Annotated in this window: 15 protein-coding genes; 6 read left to right on the top strand and 9 right to left on the bottom strand. The window is 51.2% G+C overall.

Annotated features, from left to right (window positions below; all coding sequences use genetic code 11):
* From PHT49_12155 to xseA, 6 genes are all read right to left on the bottom strand, one after another.
* On the bottom strand, positions 1–371 hold a 371-nt coding region (locus PHT49_12155; GenBank protein MDD5452637.1), incomplete at its 3' end, for a S4 domain-containing protein.
* Between the two features lie 21 nt (positions 372–392).
* Complete coding sequence (gene dxs / locus PHT49_12150) at positions 393–2,381, bottom strand: 1-deoxy-D-xylulose-5-phosphate synthase (protein MDD5452636.1); 1,989 nt, start codon at positions 2,379–2,381, stop codon at positions 393–395.
* 204 nt (positions 2,382–2,585) lie between these two features.
* The gene (locus PHT49_12145) at positions 2,586–3,476 is read right to left on the bottom strand and encodes a polyprenyl synthetase family protein (GenBank protein MDD5452635.1); all 891 of its coding nucleotides are present in this window, start codon (positions 3,474–3,476) and stop codon (positions 2,586–2,588) included.
* Positions 3,477–3,710 carry an exodeoxyribonuclease VII small subunit gene (gene xseB / locus PHT49_12140; GenBank protein ID MDD5452634.1) on the bottom strand — a complete coding sequence of 78 codons (234 nt, stop codon included), beginning with the start codon at positions 3,708–3,710 and terminating at the stop codon, positions 3,477–3,479.
* Positions 3,711–3,986: 276 nt separating this feature from the next.
* The gene (locus tag PHT49_12135; GenBank protein MDD5452633.1) at positions 3,987–4,901 is read right to left on the bottom strand and encodes a M23 family metallopeptidase; all 915 of its coding nucleotides are present in this window, start codon (positions 4,899–4,901) and stop codon (positions 3,987–3,989) included.
* Between the two features lie 119 nt (positions 4,902–5,020).
* The gene (gene xseA, locus PHT49_12130; GenBank protein MDD5452632.1) at positions 5,021–6,361 is read right to left on the bottom strand and encodes an exodeoxyribonuclease VII large subunit; all 1,341 of its coding nucleotides are present in this window, start codon (positions 6,359–6,361) and stop codon (positions 5,021–5,023) included.
* A 293-nt stretch (positions 6,362–6,654) separates the two neighbouring features.
* Between xseA and PHT49_12125 the strand changes: the two genes are divergently transcribed.
* The 4 genes from PHT49_12125 to rfbD are packed head-to-tail and all read left to right on the top strand — an operon-like array spanning position 6,655 to position 10,166.
* Positions 6,655–7,752, top strand: coding sequence for a glucose-1-phosphate thymidylyltransferase (locus PHT49_12125; GenBank protein ID MDD5452631.1), 1,098 nt, complete (start codon positions 6,655–6,657; stop codon positions 7,750–7,752).
* 49 nt (positions 7,753–7,801) lie between these two features.
* Positions 7,802–8,284 (top strand): dTDP-4-dehydrorhamnose 3,5-epimerase family protein, encoded by a 483-nt coding sequence (locus PHT49_12120; GenBank protein ID MDD5452630.1) that lies wholly within the window; start codon positions 7,802–7,804, stop codon positions 8,282–8,284.
* 5 nt (positions 8,285–8,289) lie between these two features.
* Complete coding sequence (rfbB, locus tag PHT49_12115; protein ID MDD5452629.1) at positions 8,290–9,312, top strand: dTDP-glucose 4,6-dehydratase; 1,023 nt, start codon at positions 8,290–8,292, stop codon at positions 9,310–9,312.
* Positions 9,313–9,317: 5 nt separating this feature from the next.
* On the top strand, positions 9,318–10,166 hold the full coding sequence (rfbD, locus tag PHT49_12110) for a dTDP-4-dehydrorhamnose reductase (protein MDD5452628.1): 849 nt from the start codon (positions 9,318–9,320) through the stop codon (positions 10,164–10,166).
* Between the two features lie 123 nt (positions 10,167–10,289).
* On the opposite strand, the gene PHT49_12105 is transcribed toward rfbD, so the two are convergent.
* Entirely contained in the window at positions 10,290–10,487 is a 198-nt protein-coding gene (locus PHT49_12105; GenBank protein ID MDD5452627.1) for a hypothetical protein, read from the bottom strand.
* A gap of 174 nt (positions 10,488–10,661) precedes the next feature.
* On the opposite strand from PHT49_12105, the gene mgtA reads away from it, so the two are divergent.
* The gene (gene mgtA / locus PHT49_12100) at positions 10,662–13,172 is read left to right on the top strand and encodes a magnesium-translocating P-type ATPase (protein ID MDD5452626.1); all 2,511 of its coding nucleotides are present in this window, start codon (positions 10,662–10,664) and stop codon (positions 13,170–13,172) included.
* Between the two features lie 122 nt (positions 13,173–13,294).
* Here the strand turns inward: mgtA and lepA are convergent, their stop codons facing one another.
* A complete protein-coding gene (lepA, locus tag PHT49_12095) occupies positions 13,295–15,091 on the bottom strand; it encodes a translation elongation factor 4 (GenBank protein MDD5452625.1) in 1,797 nt (598 codons plus the stop codon).
* Positions 15,092–15,425: 334 nt separating this feature from the next.
* On the opposite strand from lepA, the gene PHT49_12090 reads away from it, so the two are divergent.
* Positions 15,426–16,259, top strand: a complete 834-nt coding sequence (locus tag PHT49_12090) for a response regulator (protein ID MDD5452624.1) — start codon at positions 15,426–15,428, stop codon at positions 16,257–16,259.
* A gap of 75 nt (positions 16,260–16,334) precedes the next feature.
* Here the strand turns inward: PHT49_12090 and PHT49_12085 are convergent.
* Positions 16,335–16,647, bottom strand: a 313-nt coding sequence (locus PHT49_12085) for a hypothetical protein (GenBank protein MDD5452623.1), incomplete at its 5' end; no start/stop codon positions are given.

Raw genomic sequence — 16,647 nt, 5'->3', positions numbered from 1 at the left:
AGCTGCCCATATCCCACGTCTATGGCATAGACCCGCCGAGCCCCATGTTTTAGGAGGCAGTCCGTAAAACCGCCCGTCGAGGCCCCGACGTCAATAGCCACCTTGCCCTGGACGTCTATACCAAAGGTCTTTATGGCCTCCTCTAACTTTAGGCCGCCCCGGCTGACATATGGTATGTCAGGCTCTTTCAATAAGATAGAAGCATCCACCGGCACCATAGCCCCGGCCTTGGTTACCGGGACTCCATTAATCAGAACCGATCCCGCCATTATCATGGCCCGGGCCCGCTCCCGGCTCGAAACCAGACCTTGCTCCACAAGTATCTTATCCAGCCGCTGTTTGTGAAGATGTTTTGAGAGGCGTTCAGCCATCAGCCGTCAGCGTTTAGCTTATCAGCCTTTCAGTAAAGATAAACCGGTCTCGGCTATGGATTCAGCAGTCAAACCATATCTCTCACGAAGCTTTTTTTGACTGCCATGCTCCACAAAACGATCCGGGATGCCTATTCGTTTTAAGGGCTTATTTAGGATATGACGGCGTTCAAATAGTTCCAGGATGGCGCTGCCGAATCCGCCATCCAAAACGTGTTCTTCTACGGTCAACACGGCCTTGCTTTGCTGTGCCCTTGAGACAATAAGGTCTTCATCCAGGGGTTTTACAAACCGGGAGTTGACTACACTGGCGCTTATCCCCGACTCCGCCAGCAACTGCGCGGCCTGAACGGCCATATTTACTGTGACCCCGATAGCCAGTATCAAAAGGTCATCGCCTTCCCGCAAGACCTCGGCCTTGCCGATCGGCATGACCTTCAGACACTGATCCAGGGGAATGCCTTCACCGCCTCCCCGCGGGTAGCGCACGGCAGCCGGACCCGGATGTTTAACGGCAGTATAAAGCATATGCTGGAGTTCATTCTCATCCTTAGGGGCCATAACTATCATGTTAGGCAGGTGCCGCAGGTAGGCAAAGTCGAAGAGCCCATGATGAGTAGGCCCGTCTTCGCCTACAATTCCACCCCGGTCCAGGGCAAAAGTTACCGGTAACCTGGAAAGGCAAACGTCATGGGCTATCTGGTCATAGGCCCTTTGCAGAAAAGTGGAATAGATAGCCACAACCGGCGACAGGCCCTCAGAAGCCAATCCGGCCGCAAAAGTCACGGCATGCTGTTCAGCGATACCCACATCAAAAAATCTCTCAGGAAATTTCTCGGAGAAATCATTCAGCCCGGTTCCCTCCGGCATGGCCGCAGTAATAGCCACAATTTTTTTATCTTCAGACGCCAGTCTTATGAGCGTATTTCCAAAGACCTTGGTATAACTCATAGGACAGTTGAGATTGACTTGAATTTCCCCGGTCTCAATATCAAACGGCCCCACACCATGGTAAAGGTCCGGCCTCTCCTCGGCCGGTTTGTACCCCTTGCCTTTTTTCGTCAATACATGCACCAGCACCGGCCCCTCAAGATGTTCCAGGTTGCGTAAAATCGGAATGAGTTCTCCAAAATCATGACCGGAAATGGGGCCGATGTATTCAAACCTCAGGGCCTCAAAGAGCATCCCCGGCGTGAAAAAGCCCTTGAACGAGTCCTCCACCTTTTTAAGGACATGGATTATGTTCTCTCCCACCCCGGACAGCGATTTCAGCCTCCGCTCCACGTCTTTTTTAAACCGTACCACGGTGCGTCCGGTGAGTTTGCGGCTGAGATACGCGGAGAGTGCCCCGACATTTTTGGATATCGACATCTCATTATCATTCAGGATAACTATCAGGTTCTTATCCAGGTGGCCGGTCTGATTCAATCCTTCGAAGGCCAGCCCGGCGGTCATAGACCCATCGCCGATAACGGCGATAACCCTGGCCTTTTCTCCCTTGAAGCATTTAGCTGCTGTGATGCCTAACGCCGCCGAAATGGAGGTGCTGCTATGACCGGCATCAAATGTATCATAAACGCTTTCGGCCCGCTTGAGAAAGCCGCTGATCCCTCCATCCTGGCGCAGGGTGCAAAACCGGTCCCGGCGGCCGGTGAGGAGCTTGTGGGCATAGGCCTGATGGCCCACATCCCAGATGATCTTGTCGCGCGGGGTGTCAAAGACATAATGCAGGGCGACGGCCAGCTCCACAGTCCCAAGACTTGAGGCCAGGTGGCCGCCATTCCTGGAGACCGTTCGGATTATCTCTTCCCTTATCTCCTGGGCCAGAAGGATTAGTTGATTCGCGTTGAGGGACTTCATGTCTGCCGGACTGTTAATGCGAGGGAGTATCGGAGATAGAATCACTTCCGCCTCCTTTTCATCGTCGATCGGCCGGCCTTTAGCGGAGAGTGTTTTTATCCGCTCTTGAGAGACACCTTGCTTCAAATCCATCCTCTGTGCTACCGCCATCTCTCCCACCTACCCTTGACGGCTTCGTAAAAAGTCAATTTCTCACGCAAAGGCGCAAAGACCGCGAAGACAAAATGAAAATCTGGAAATCAAGAAAATCAAGAATAGAACAGTATTTTTCTTCATGAGTTCCTGAGTTCCAAATTTTATTCTTTTTGCGTCCTTGGCGGCTTTGCGTGATATTTTGGATTTCTTACGAAATCATCACTTTTTTCTATCTAAAATATAGTGGGCTATGGCCCGAAGGGGCTCGGCCTCGGCCCCAAACCCACGCAGGCTGCCTATAGCCTCTTCAATAAGCTTTTTGGCTATGACCCTGGATTCCTCAAGCCCATAAACAGATGGATAGGTAGCCTTCTTTTTTCTTATATCACTACCCGTAGCCTTACCCATCTCTTTTGGATCACCCTCGATATCCAGAATATCATCAATTACCTGAAAGGCCAGTCCCAGGGCCTCTCCATAACGCCCCAGAGAATCTATCTTATTCCGGCGGCCACCCGCTATTAAGGCCCCGGCCTGAATCGAACCGGCGATAAGGGCTGCGGTCTTATGCGTATGAATGTACCGGACGGTCCCGGCATCCGCCTCTTTGCCTTCGGAGGCCATATCCACAACCTGGCCGCCCACCATACCGTGCACTCCAGCGGCACGGGCTATCACCCGGGTGGCCTCGATGGAGTTGAACTTACGCCTCCCCACATTATGTGAGACGCCGGACATTAATTGAAAGGCAAAAGTAAGAAGGCCGTCACCGGCCAGTATGGCCATGGCCTCTCCAAAGACCTTGTGGCAGGTTGGCACCCCGCGGCGATAGTCGTCATCGTCCATAGCCGGCAGGTCATCGTGAATGAGCGAATAGGTGTGAATACATTCCAGGGCGCAGGCTACAGTTAAAGCCTGTTCTATATCTCCGCCCATGGCCTCACAGGCGGCCAGGCACAGGATTGGCCGCACCCGTTTGCCCCCGGCAAAGACGCTGTAGCGCATAGCCCGCATAACCTCCTCGGCCGGACCTTCTTCCTTCGGCAGGCGCCTGTCCAGGGCCTGGTCAACCAACGCCCTGCGCTCAGCAATATAGGTCTTTAAATCCACTTACATATTCCCTTCCGGATCAAAGGGCCTGGTCAATAACTTACCGCCTTCGCCTTTTACCAGAAGTTCAATCTTCTTCTCTGCTTCGTCAAGTTTACGGAGACAAAACTGTGAGAGCTTAACCCCTTCTTCAAATTTTTTCAACGATTCTTCGAGAGATAGATCGCCGGCCTCCAGCGCCCGGACGATCTCTTCTAACTTCTGCATGGCCTCTTCAAAGTTTTCCTTGCCCATGGGATCCCCCCAATCTATCAAATCCGAAATTCGAATATCGAAACTCGAAACAAATTCTAATTTTCAAAATTAAGTAACACTTTAGCTGTTTGAAAAGAGCTAGTCGTCCAGAAAACAGCGCCTCAAAAATCCCCCTTAATCCCCCTTTTTCAAAGGGGGAAACGTATTCCCCCCCCCTTCGGAAAGGGGGGCGAGGGGGGATTTGGTCCGGGCTTTGGCGGCATTTTCAAAATACAAAGTGAGACAAAATTAAGAATGTCCCAAACTGCGGCGGAGCTAATTCGCTTTTGAATTTCTCATTTCTGCAACCATAGCCGTGGCCTCGATAAGGGACAGCGGGTCCACCCTTGCGCCACAAATAACCGCGCCCCAGTGCAGATGCGGCCCGGTAGCCCTTCCTGTAGCCCCTATTTCACCAAGTGACTCTCCTTTAGCCACCTGCTGCCCTTCTTTCACCGCCGCTTTTGAGAGGTGACAGTATATAGTAAACACCCCCTGGCCATGATTCAAAATAACCGTACTGCCCAGGAGATAAAAATCGCTGGCCAGGGCTACACGTCCACTATTCGCACAACGGATCGGCGTCCCCTCTTTTCCCCGGATATCAACACCCATATGGCGACTACGCTCCTCGCCGTTTAAGATGCGCCTGCTGCCAAATAAACCGACTATATCGCCCTCCACGGGTTTAATAAAACCTCCGTTCCAGAGCAGAGACATGTTGGTTTCCTCAAAAACCGCATCTACGGCCTCCTTTTCATCTTGTATGCGCTTAAGTATTTCCTCTGGAAACGTAACCATCTTTTCAGGCAGAGTAAGTTCCTCTACAGGAAACTCATAGGGGTGCACCTCCACCTGGATGGTTATCACCTTCTTTGTGCCGTGGTGGATGTGCTCATACTCGATGGTGAGCGGATATTTCCCCGGCGGTGTGGATATGTCCACCGGTAGTAAGGCCGCCAGACTTCCCGAAGCGGGGTGAAAATAAACCGGACGATTAAGAAAGGTGGCGGTCATTCGGGTAGCGGGTACGTCGCTAATAGAAAAGAGACCTACCTGCCCTATGGCCAGTTTAGCCGGATGGAGAGTCCAGGCGGGACGTTCATCGGCACAGGAAGCCGTTCCCGGAAAACCAATCGTCAGGAAAAAATAGAAAACAAAGATGATCAATTGGTAAGAAATTTTTTCCACCGCTGAGCACGCAGAGCCCGCAGAGAAAAACTTTAAACTGTTTAACATGTTATCTCGGCGTTCTCGGCGACCTCTGCGGTAATTTTGACTTTTTACGAAGCCGTCAAAAATAAGCGTCTTCATTCCGTAACCTTTTCCACCCGGCAAAACAACTTTCCCTTAGAAAGCCTCACCCTGACCGGGGAATCAATGGCTACGTCTTTTGTATCGCGCAGGATTTTTCCATCCGGCCATAATTCGGTTATACTGTAACCCCGGCCAAGAATGGCCATAGGGTTAGCGCCTTCCAGACGGGTCGCGAGTTCCCGAAAAGAGGCGCCCTGTTGTGCCAGATGCTGCCCTGTTTTTACCTCTAATTCTCTTTTTAAGACATCCACTTTAAACCGGGCCGTCCGTACCTGTTCACGTGGATGGCGCTCCCCAAGGCGAAGGGAATAGCTGTCAAGCAAGCGGCGCAGGCCTTGTATCTGACTTAAAAGATTATGCCTCATCTCCAGGTAGAAGGTATCTACCTTCAGGCGGCCGTCCTGAATGCGGCTTCTTACCCTGGCCAGTCTCGTTATAAAATGGGCCAGCCTTTCTTTAAAAAGGGCGTGTTCTCTCCCCGCCGCCCTGGTAAGCCGGAGTTGCAGCATGTCAATCTTATAACTTAAATCATCCTTTCTGGGGACGACAAGTTCGGCCGCAGCCGTAGGGGTAGCCGCCCGGACATCGGCCACAAAATCGGCTATAGTAAAGTCAATCTCATGTCCCACGGCAGAGACTACCGGAATTTTCGAGGCAGAAATGGCCCTGGCCAGGATCTCCTCATTAAAGGCCCAGAGGTCCTCAAACGACCCGCCGCCGCGAGCCAGTACTATGACATCTATGCCCTTCAACCTATTAAGGCCCAAAATGGCCTCGGCCATCTCCTTCGCCGCCCCTTCACCCTGCATGCGGGCGGGATATACGAGAATACTCACATTGGCGAAACGGGCGCAGGCCGTGCGCAGAAAGTCATAGAGGGCCGCGCCGGTAATCGAGCTTATGACGGCTATACGGTCAGGAAGTAACGGCAGTTTCTTTTTCCGCTCTGCGGCAAAAAGGCCTTCCTTTTCCAGCCTTTCCTTGAGCTGGAGAAAGGCCTGCTGCAAGGCGCCGACCCCTCTTGGCTCCATGTGGTCAATGATGAGCTGATATTCCCCGCGAGCCTCGTAAACGCTAACGCGTCCCTGGCAGACCACATACATCCCGTCTTCCGGTTGAAAACGAAGATAGCGTCTGTTGATCTTGAAAAGCACCACACTTATCTGGGCAGTTTCGTCCTTTAAGGTGAAATACGTGGTACCGGACGAGATCTCTCGCAGGTTTGATATTTCACCTTCTACCCAGACAAAGGGGAAGTTGGCCTCAACCAGAAACTTAATTGACTGTGTTAAGGCGGAAACGGTTAAAACCTTCTTTTCCGGTCTCTCGATCATGGAGGAAAACTAGCATAAATCATCCTGTATGGCAATGTATTTGCCCTTTACTGAAAACCCCTAAGTGCCGATTTTAAAAAATGAGGTTATTTTTTTATTTCAATTAATGTATAATCTCAGGCCGTGAGACTATTTAGTGTTCATCCGGAAACAGAAGTTTCCGGCCTACGGTCGGCCTAAGGCCGGATTCAAGCTTTCAGCAATCAGCTGTCAGCCGTCAGCAAAAGGATACGAGAAACAGCATCTTAAGCTGAACGCTGATAGCTGAATGCTGTAAAACAACCGAGGAGGGTATGTCGAAGATGCGCCGAGGCGTAAAAAACATCAAGGCCCTGATCCTTTCCGGTGGTAAGGGAACCAGGCTGCGGCCGTTGACGCACACCATGGCCAAGCAGCTTGTGCCCGTGGCCAATAAACCCATACTGGGCTATGTCTTTGAACATATTAAGGAGGCCGGCATAAGAGATATTGGGGTTATCGTGGCCCCCGAAACCCAGGCAGAGGTAAGGGCCTATCTGGGCCATGGAGAAAAATGGGACGTGAAGATTACCTATATTCTCCAAAAAGAACCTCTGGGTCTGGCCCATGCCGTAAAAACAGCGCAAAAATTCCTTAAGGACTCGCCTTTTGTCATGTATCTGGGAGATAACCTCCTCGGCAAGGGCATAAAAGAGGCCCTGGACAAGTTTCGAAAAACGGCATCCGATGCCCTCCTGTTTCTGAAAAAGGTACCTAATCCGAGGGCCTTTGGCGTGGCCGTGCTCAACGGTAAGGGACGCATTAAAAAACTCATTGAAAAACCCAAAAACCCTCCCTCCGACCTGGCCCTGGTGGGCGTCTATCTCTTTTCCCCGCGCATACACGAGGCTATCGGCCGTATCCAGCCTTCCTGGCGCGGTGAGTTGGAGATAACCGATGCCATACAGGAACTCATCCACATGGACGCGCGGGTGGAAGGAGAGGTCCTTGACTGCTGGTGGCTCGACACCGGCAAAAAAGACGATTTTCTGGCCGCGAATACGACCGTACTCGATGACTACGTTAAACGCCGGGTCGATGGTTTTGTCGATGAAAAAAGTGAAGTCTCAGGTCGCGTCCATGTCGATACCACGGCCAGGGTAATAAACAGCATCATACGCGGGCCGGTCATAATAGGGCCGGGGGTCGAGATTGTCGATTCCTTTATCGGTCCTTATACAAGTATAGGCGAAGGAACCCATATCACCAATTCGGTTATCGAGCATTCCGTTATTCTTTCCCAGGTCATTATTGAAGGCGTCCCGCGCCTGGAAGACAGTATCCTGGGCCGGGAAGCAAAGATTATCAAAAATCAGACCCGGCACAAGGCCCTGCGCCTCATGGTGGGTGACCAGTCACTGGTAGAGGTATGAGATTCAGAATACAGGAGACAGGAGTCAGAAGATAGAAGGTGGATGAGAGATGGCGCAGTTTAAAAATGGGATTATCCAGGGTATCATAGTAAAGGATATTAAAAGGCATGCAGATGAGCGCGGCTGGCTGGTAGAGTGTTTTCGCCACGACGAAGTACCTTCAGAGATTCAGCCGGCCATGGCCTATGTCTCTATTACCCTGCCCGGCGTTGCGCGCGGGCCGCACGAACATATAGAACAAACAGACTATTTCTGTTTTCTGGGGCCGGGCAATTTTAAGGTCGTCCTCTGGGATAACCGCAAGGAATCCCCCACGGTCAACGTCAGGCAGGTCATACTCGCCGGTGAAGATAATCCAAAGATAGTCATTGTCCCTCCCGGCGTAGTACACGGATATAAAAATATTGGAAATATAGATGGACAGGTATTGAACTTCCCCAATCGGCTTTATGCCGGTCCGGGGCGTACACAAAAAGTGGACGAGATACGCCACGAGGCAAGCGCTTTATCCCCTTTCAAAATGGACGAGTAAAGATCATGCATATATTAATAACCGGTGGCTGCGGATTTATCGCAAGTAATTTTATTCATTACCTCCTTGAGCGTTATGATTATCGCATCATTAACCTGGACGCACTGACCTATGCGGGTAATCCGGAAAACCTAAGGGAGTTTGAAAACGACCCTCGCTATAAATTCATCCATGGCCGCATCGAGGACGTAAATGCCGTCAAAAAAGCTCTCCGCGGGGTAGACCGGATTGTACACTTTGCGGCTGAAAGCCACGTTGACCGTTCTATAACCAATGCCCAGCCCTTCATACAGACCAACGTAGCCGGCACACAGGTGCTCCTGGATGCCGGCAGGCAGGCAAAAATCGACCGGTTTATCCATGTCTCCACGGATGAGGTCTATGGAAGCCTCGGCGATAAGGACCGTTTTATGGAAACCACCCCGCTTGCCCCCAATAGCCCTTATGCCGCCTCCAAGGCCGCATCTGACCTCCTGGTGCGGGCAACCGCTAAAACCCATGGCCTTCCGGCCATAATCACCCGCTGCTCAAATAACTACGGCCCTTACCAGTTCCCGGAAAAACTCATCCCTCTTATGATTACCAATGCCCTGGAAGATAAACCGCTGCCGGTCTATGGCGACGGACTGAACGTGCGGGACTGGATATACGTAACCGATCACTGCGCGGCCCTGGATACCATCCTCCATAGAGGGATAGTAGGCGAAACTTACAATATCGGCGGTGAGTCGGAACGAAAAAATATTGATGTGGTAAAAACTATCCTCCGTTTACTCGGAAAATCCGAGTCCCTGGTCACTTTTGTTGATGATCGCCCCGGACATGACCGGCGCTATGCCATGGACATAGAAAAAATCAGACGCCAGCTGAAGTGGAGCCCCGCGGTCACCTTTGAAAAGGGTCTGGAAATCACCATAGACTGGTACCGGCGAAATGAAAAATGGTGGCGCAGGGTCAAGAGCGGCAGGTACAGACAGTATTACCGGAAGATGTACGGCCAGAGGCTGGCAGAAGGCAAGAAGCAGTGAAGATTATGGTCCTCGGCGCTGCCGGCATGCTTGGCGCCGATGTCGTCAGAGTTTTGGCCGATGCTCACCATGTACTACCGCGCACCCGTAATGACTGGGATATAACCGACCCCGTGGCCTGCCGGGCAGATATTACCGCTATAAAGCCTGATGTGGTCATAAACTGCGCGGCATTTACTAAGGTAGATGACTGCGAGAGCTGGCCGGATAAGGCGTTTTCCGTCAATGGCGAGGCGGTAAAACATATCGCCGCCGCCTGCCGGACAGTCAATAGCCGCCTTATCCAGATCAGCACCGACTATGTCTTCGACGGGACAAAGGGCGCGCCTTACCGGGAGGAAGACACACCTAACCCCATCAATGTTTATGGCCGGTCAAAATTAAAGGGCGAAGAATACGCCTTGAAAATCGAAGGTTCCATGGTTATTCGCGCATCCTGGCTCTATGGCCGGAACGGCTCTAATTTTGTGGATACCATCCTTCGCCTGGCAAAAAAAAAGAAGACACTTACCGTGGTCGATGACCAGTTCGGGTCTCCTACTTATACCTCTGACTTGGCCGGGGCTATCGGCAGGCTGGTGCAAAAAGAATTAACCGGCATCATCCATGTAACCAATAGCGGCATCTGCTCCTGGTATGAATTTGCCAGAGAGATATTGAAAATTGCCGGCAAAAAGGATGTCTCCATTGCGGCCATAAAAACTGCCGGGTTAAGTCGCCCGGCGAAGCGGCCTCACTTCTCTGCACTCGATAATAGCCGTTATATCGCCATTACCGGTCAGTCTCTCAGGCCCTGGCCGGAGGCGTTGGCTGAGTATCTTTTCACTTACCGCAGAGGTCGCCGAGAACGCTGAGATAACATATTAAAGGAATCTGTAACTATGCAGCCACTAAGACACCAAGCCACTAAGACTAAGATTATTCCTTTGTGTCTTGGTGACTTGGTGGCAAAGTTTTTCTCTGCGGGCTCTGCGTGCTCAGCGGTAAAAAGGGTTTTTTGCGAATTCGTCAGGCTTACTTCGCTGGATTTTCTCAGGGCAGGGAAGATTTTTATGGACAAGCCCCTTTTTCTTTTCACAATAAATGGCCTGAAAAGTACGGCATGAACCGGCCCCATCCACGGCCTCATCTTTAGGCCAGGACGCATATTCACATTGCATATCACAAAACTTCAATCATCCACCTCTTATCTCCGGCAACTCTTCCGTCGTATTATTAACCAAATCCCTAAGATATTCTATAAAAAAGAAGCCGCAGAGTCCGCCTTGTTTTTGCTTAACTTTGCCCGCCGGCTCTGATATACTTCAGTCATAACATTAACTGCCTATTGTGCTATCCCGGATCAGAAATTGAAACTATTTTCGACCATGCCGGTTGCCGAGCTTTTCGGGCAATTACAAACCACGCCGCACGGCCTGACGGACGACGAAGCCCGGCAGCGTCTCCAGACCTACGGACCGAACCTCCTGCGTCCACAAAAGAGAATAAAAGAATTCTCACTCCTCCTGGCCCAGTTCAAGAGTCCGATCACCCTCATCCTTCTTTTTGCCGCCGGATTGTCGATATTTCTGCGTGATCCCACAGATGCCTTCATTATCCTGACAATCATCGCTATAAGCGCTTTCCTTGGATTCTGGCAGGAACGGGGGGCAGCCCATGCGGTGGAGAATCTACTGGCCATCGTCAAGATAAAAACAAGGGTGCTTCGGGATGGCCGGGAGGAAGAGATCCCGGTTGATGGGATCGTGCCCGGTGATATTCTTCTCCTCACAGCCGGCGATATTATCCCGGGAGACGGTATTATCCTTGAATCCAAGGATCTTTTTGTGGATGAGGCCACTCTGACCGGTGAGACCTATCCGGTGGAAAAAGCTACCGGTCCATTACCATCAGATACGTCACCCGGCCATGCGACTAATACACTTTTCATGGGAACCCATGTGGTAAGCGGGACGGCGAAGGCAGTGGTTGTGCACACCGGCCAGGCCACTGAATTCGGTAAAATTTCCGAACGCCTGAAACTACGGCCGCCGGAGACGGAATTCGAGCGTGGCGTCCGGCGATTCGGGTATTTTCTTGTAGAGATTACGCTGGTGCTGGTGATCGCCATCTTTGCTATCAACGTCTATCTGGCGCGGCCGGTGTTGGATTCCTTTCTTTTTTCCCTGGCCCTTGCGGTCGGCCTGACGCCTCAACTCCTGCCGGCCATTATCAGCGTCAACCTCGCCCACGGCGCCAGGCGCATGGCCTCCCAGAAGGTGATCGTAAAGCGCCTGGCCTCCATTGAAAACTTTGGCAGCATGAACGTCCTCTGTTCCGATAAAACCGGTACCCTCACGGAAGGGGTGGTGAGGTTAAGCTCTGCGCTTGATGTCGAAGGCAATGAAAGCGAGAAGGCGCTCTTCTATGCCTATCTCAACGCTATTCATCAGACCGGCTTTGTAAATCCCATCGATGAGGCTATCCGCACCTATCGCCGGTTCGAGGTATCCGGCTACCAGAAACTGGACGAAGTCCCTTATGACTTCATCCGTAAGCGCCTGAGCATCCTGGTGGCCAAAGACGGCGTACATCTGATGGTTACCAAGGGCGCATTCAAGAATGTGCTTGCGGTATGCTCATCAGTGGAAACTTCCGGCAAAGGGATTGTAGAGTTAGGAGACAGGCAGGGGCAGATTCAGCAGCTCTTCGAGGGGCTTAGCGCCAAAGGATTCCGGGTTCTGGGAATTGCTTACCGCAATGTAGGTTCTGATCTTACCATTACCAGGGAACATGAAACGGCCATGACCCTTTTAGGGTTTCTGGTTCTCTTTGATCCGCCCAAACCCGGAACCGTCGAGACCATCGACCATCTGAAAGATCTCGGCGTTCTACTCAAGATGGTTACCGGCGATAACCAACTGGTGGCGGCCAGTATCAGTGAACAGGTGGGCTTGTCAAATCCAGAAATCCTTACCGGTCAGGACCTGCGTGAGATGAGCGACGAGGCCCTTCTCAACCGGGTAAGTGACATAGATGTCTTTGCAGAAGTCGAGCCCAATCAGAAGGAGCGCATAATCCTGGCCCTGAGAAAGGCCGGGAATGTCGTGGGGTATATGGGAGACGGGATCAATGATGCCTCGGCGCTCCATACCGCGGACGTTGGCATCTCCATGGATACGGCCGTGGATGTGGCCAAAGAGGCGGCGGATATTGTGCTGCTCGAAAAGGACCTCGGCATCCTGGCCCAGGGTGTCCGCGAGGGGAGAAAGACCTTTGCCAATACCCTCAAGTACGTCTTCATGGCCACCAGCGCCAATTTTGGCAACATGTTCAGTATGGCCGGGGCATCACTATTTCTGCCCTTTCTCCCCTTGCTGCCCAAACAAATCCTGCTTACCAATTTAATGACTGATTTCCCCGAAATGGCCATCGCTACCGATAGCGTGGACAGCGAGATGATGGATAGGCCCCGGCGATGGGATATTAAATTCATCCGTAATTTTATGATTACTTTTGGTTCGCTGAGTTCGGTATTTGATTACCTTACCTTTGGGGTACTGCTGTTCGTCCTGCATGCCACTACGGATCAGTTCAGAACCGGCTGGTTTCTGGAGTCTGTTGTTTCAGCCTCGGTAATAGTGCTCGTTGTTCGCAGTCGCAGGCCTTTTTTAAAGAGTAAGCCTGGCAAACACCTCCTTCTGGCCACGTGGCTCGTTATTGGCATCACCCTTATCTTGCCTTTCACTCCGTTTGCGAAGATATTTGGATTCACGCCGCTGCCCGTTTCATTCCTTTTGCTGATGGGCATAATCGTTGTGCTCTATGTTATCTCAGCGGAAGTATTGAAGACGATCTTTTACAAGAAAGTAAGGTTTTAACAAACCGCATGAAGATAACCGAAGAAAAAAGGCCTGCAAGAATTGAAGCTCCCCGCAGTAAGCTACGGGAAATCTCCGTATGCAAGGTAAGATGCATCGTATTCGCTCGCTATGTATGTTCATCACTCATTTTCGCTCTTTAATACGGCTACAAAGGCGCCTTGGGGGATCATAACCGAGCCGACCATCTTCATGCGTTTCTTGCCCTCTTTCTGCTTTTCCAGGAGTTTTCTCTTCCGGGTAATATCCCCTCCATAGCATTTGGCGGTGACATCCTTCCGGAAGGCGGAGATGGTGGAACGGGAGATGATTGTACCGCCGATAGCGCCCTGGATGGCTATCTTGAACTGATGCCGGGGAATCTCTTCCCTGAGCCGTTCACAGGCCCGCACACCCATCTCCCTGGCCCGTTCGCGATGGACGATCATGGAAAGGGCGTCTACCTTCTCGTGGTTTACCAGGATATCGAGCTTTACCAGATCGCTCTCCCTATAATCTATAATTTCATAATCAAACGAACCGTATCCCTGCGTTACGGTCTTGAGCTTATCGTAGAAGTCAAAAACGATCTCACCGAGAGGCATGTCGAAGGTGATTTCCACCCGCCCGGCCGTGGGATAGCTGAAGCGGGAATTGACGCCCCGGCGTTCCCTGCATAATTGCATCACCGCGCCGACATAACGTTCCGGAATAAGGATGCCCGCCTTGATAAAAGGTTCCTCCCCCTTTTTGATCTGGGTAGGTTCAGGGTAATACTGGGGATTATCGACCGTGATTATGGAATCGTCCGCCAAGGTAAACCGGTATCGGACGCTCGGCGCCGTCATGATAATAGACTGACCAAATTCTCTCTCAAGGCGCTCCTGCACGATTTCCAGGTGGAGCAGGCCCAGAAAGCCACAGCGAAATCCCTGGCCGAGGGCGGCGGAAGAGTCCTTTTCATACACCAGAGCAGCGTCGTTCAGCTTATACTTGGCCAGCGCATCCACCAGGGAAGGATAATCATCAGAGGAGATCGGGTATATGGAGGAAAAGACGACCGGCTTGGCCTCCTTGAACCCGGGGAGCGGATGGGGAGCCGGATGGGCATCCAGGGTGATGGTATCCCCAACCCGGGTATCGCCTACGGTCTTTATCCCGGAGATGATATACCCGACCGAGCCGGCAGAAAGTTCCTTTCTCCGTTCCTGGACAATCCGGGAAATGCCCACTTCTTCTACCTTGTACGCGGCTCCATTGGACATAAAGCGAATAACATCACCGGACCGGATTGCCCCGTCAAACACCCGGCAGTTGATAACAGCGCCCCGGAAGGGATCGTAATGGGCGTCGAATATGAGCGCGGAAAGCGGCTTTTCTCTACTCCCGGAAGGAGGCGGGATCTGTTCCACAATGGCTTCGAGAACATCTTCAATCCCTATCCCCTCTTTGGCTGAGCAAAGAATAACCTTATCTGCATCCAGTCCCAGCTCGTTTTCTATCTGCTCCTTAGTTCGCTCTATATCAGCGGAAGGGAGATCGATCTTGTTGATCACCGGAATGATAACCAGGTTGTGCTCCATGGCCGCGTAGAGATTGGCCAGGGTCTGCGCCTCCACGCCCTGGGAGGCATCTACCAAAAGGAGCACCCCTTCACAGGAGGCCAGAGCCCGCGACACCTCATAGGAGAAATCCACATGCCCCGGCGTATCAATAAGGTTGAGTTCAAACTCTTCTCCCTTCCGGCTGGTGTAAGGAAGCGTAACGGTCTGGCTTTTGATGGTGATACCCCGTTCCCGTTCGATGTCCATGGTGTCCAGCATCTGGTCGCGGAAATCCCTCAGCGAGACCAGGCCGGCGTGCTGAATGAGACGGTCGGCCAGAGTGGATTTACCGTGATCGATATGGGCAATGATACTGAAATTCCGAATCTGGGGCATAGTGTTTCAGACTTTCAACTATCAATTTTGATGAACTCGTAAAAGGTCCAAAATATCACGCAAAACCACCAAGGACACAAAATTTTCTTTGATAACAATTGTTATCTTCGCGGTCTTTGCGCCTTTGCGTGAGAAATTGACTTTTTACAAGACCATCAATTTTACAACGACAAGATAACATTTCAGTTCAAACTTGCAACAGGTAAGGTAGAGATTGTAGGCAAATGATAAGGGGTTTAATTTAGTCTTGAACCTAGACCATCTTTACCTTATACTCATTCCAACTGAAAGCAGGTTTATATCCATTAAAAACTCAATCGGGGAGGGGTATGCCATGGCGAAACTTCTACTAATCGATGATGAAGAAGGTATCAGAAAGATCCTGGGCATGTCGCTTAGAAGTGATGGATATGAAGTGGTAACTGCGGAGGATGGGCGGCAGGGCCTGGACCTGTTTCGGGAAGGCCGCTTTCCGATAGTGCTGACCGATCTAAAAATGCCTGAATTGGATGGCATAGAGGTTTTAAAGAGGATTAAAGAGATCGAACCCTCTGCCGAGGTAATCATTATTACCGGCCACGGGAACATGGAGGCTGCTGTGCAATCGCTTTATTTAGGCGCGTCTAATTTTGTCACTAAGCCGGTGAATGATCAAATCCTTTCTGCAGCCTTAAAAAAGGCCGAACAACGAGTGGAAATGGACCGGATGTTGCGGGACTGTACCCAAAACCTGGAGGCCATGGTAAAGGAAGTTGCCGAAGAAATAAGAAGGAGATATGAATTCGAAAGTAAACTTATACAGCGCTGGATCGAGGGAATTATTGCCACGGATAACGAGGGGAATATTGTAGTATTTAATCCTACCGCGGAAAATATCTTTGGGTACAGCCAGGATGAAGCCAAAAGTACAAAGAAGGCCAATGACATCTATCCTGAAAAGATAATGCAAAAGATTGCCGATGTCTTTTCCGGTAAAAAAGACAGAGGAGACGATATCTTTACCGAAGAACATACATCTATCCTAGGGAAAAACGGTGAACCAGTACCGGTGCGAATTTCAGGTGCGATACTCTATGAGGCCGACAAACCTATAGGGAGTGTTGGATTTTTCCAGGACTTGAGAGAGATTAAAGAATTACGGGAGGAATTTCTTCCTGAAGATGCATAGCAAGCGCATTCCCCGCTGCTTGCCAGCCAAGTCCCGCACAAGGGCGGACGGGGAGCTTCAATCTGACCGGGCCGGTTAGGAGTGGGGAGTATCTCTTAAGGTCAGCACAATGGCAACCAGAAACCCGGTTACGCTGCCAATACCAAAAGCATGCTTATGGTATTGTTCGATATTTTCAAAGACAGCCCAGTTAAGGTCAGGGTACAGATGGGCTATGGCGGATGAGCCTATCGGAATTACAAGGGCCACGATGACAAAAGCGATGACTTCCAGTATGAGAAGGTGTTTGCCGAAGGAGCGCATCACATTAATCCCATTTTCTAAGGATGCCATCCTGCCCACTGTAGTAACCATCCCTTTAAGCTCAGACGCCATTTCTTCTGCCATC

It is taken from the genome of Desulfovibrionales bacterium, from assembly GCA_028715605.1.
Classification (GTDB): Bacteria; Desulfobacterota; QYQD01; order QYQD01; family QYQD01; genus QYQD01.
This window is presented reverse-complemented; position numbering and strand designations above follow the sequence as displayed.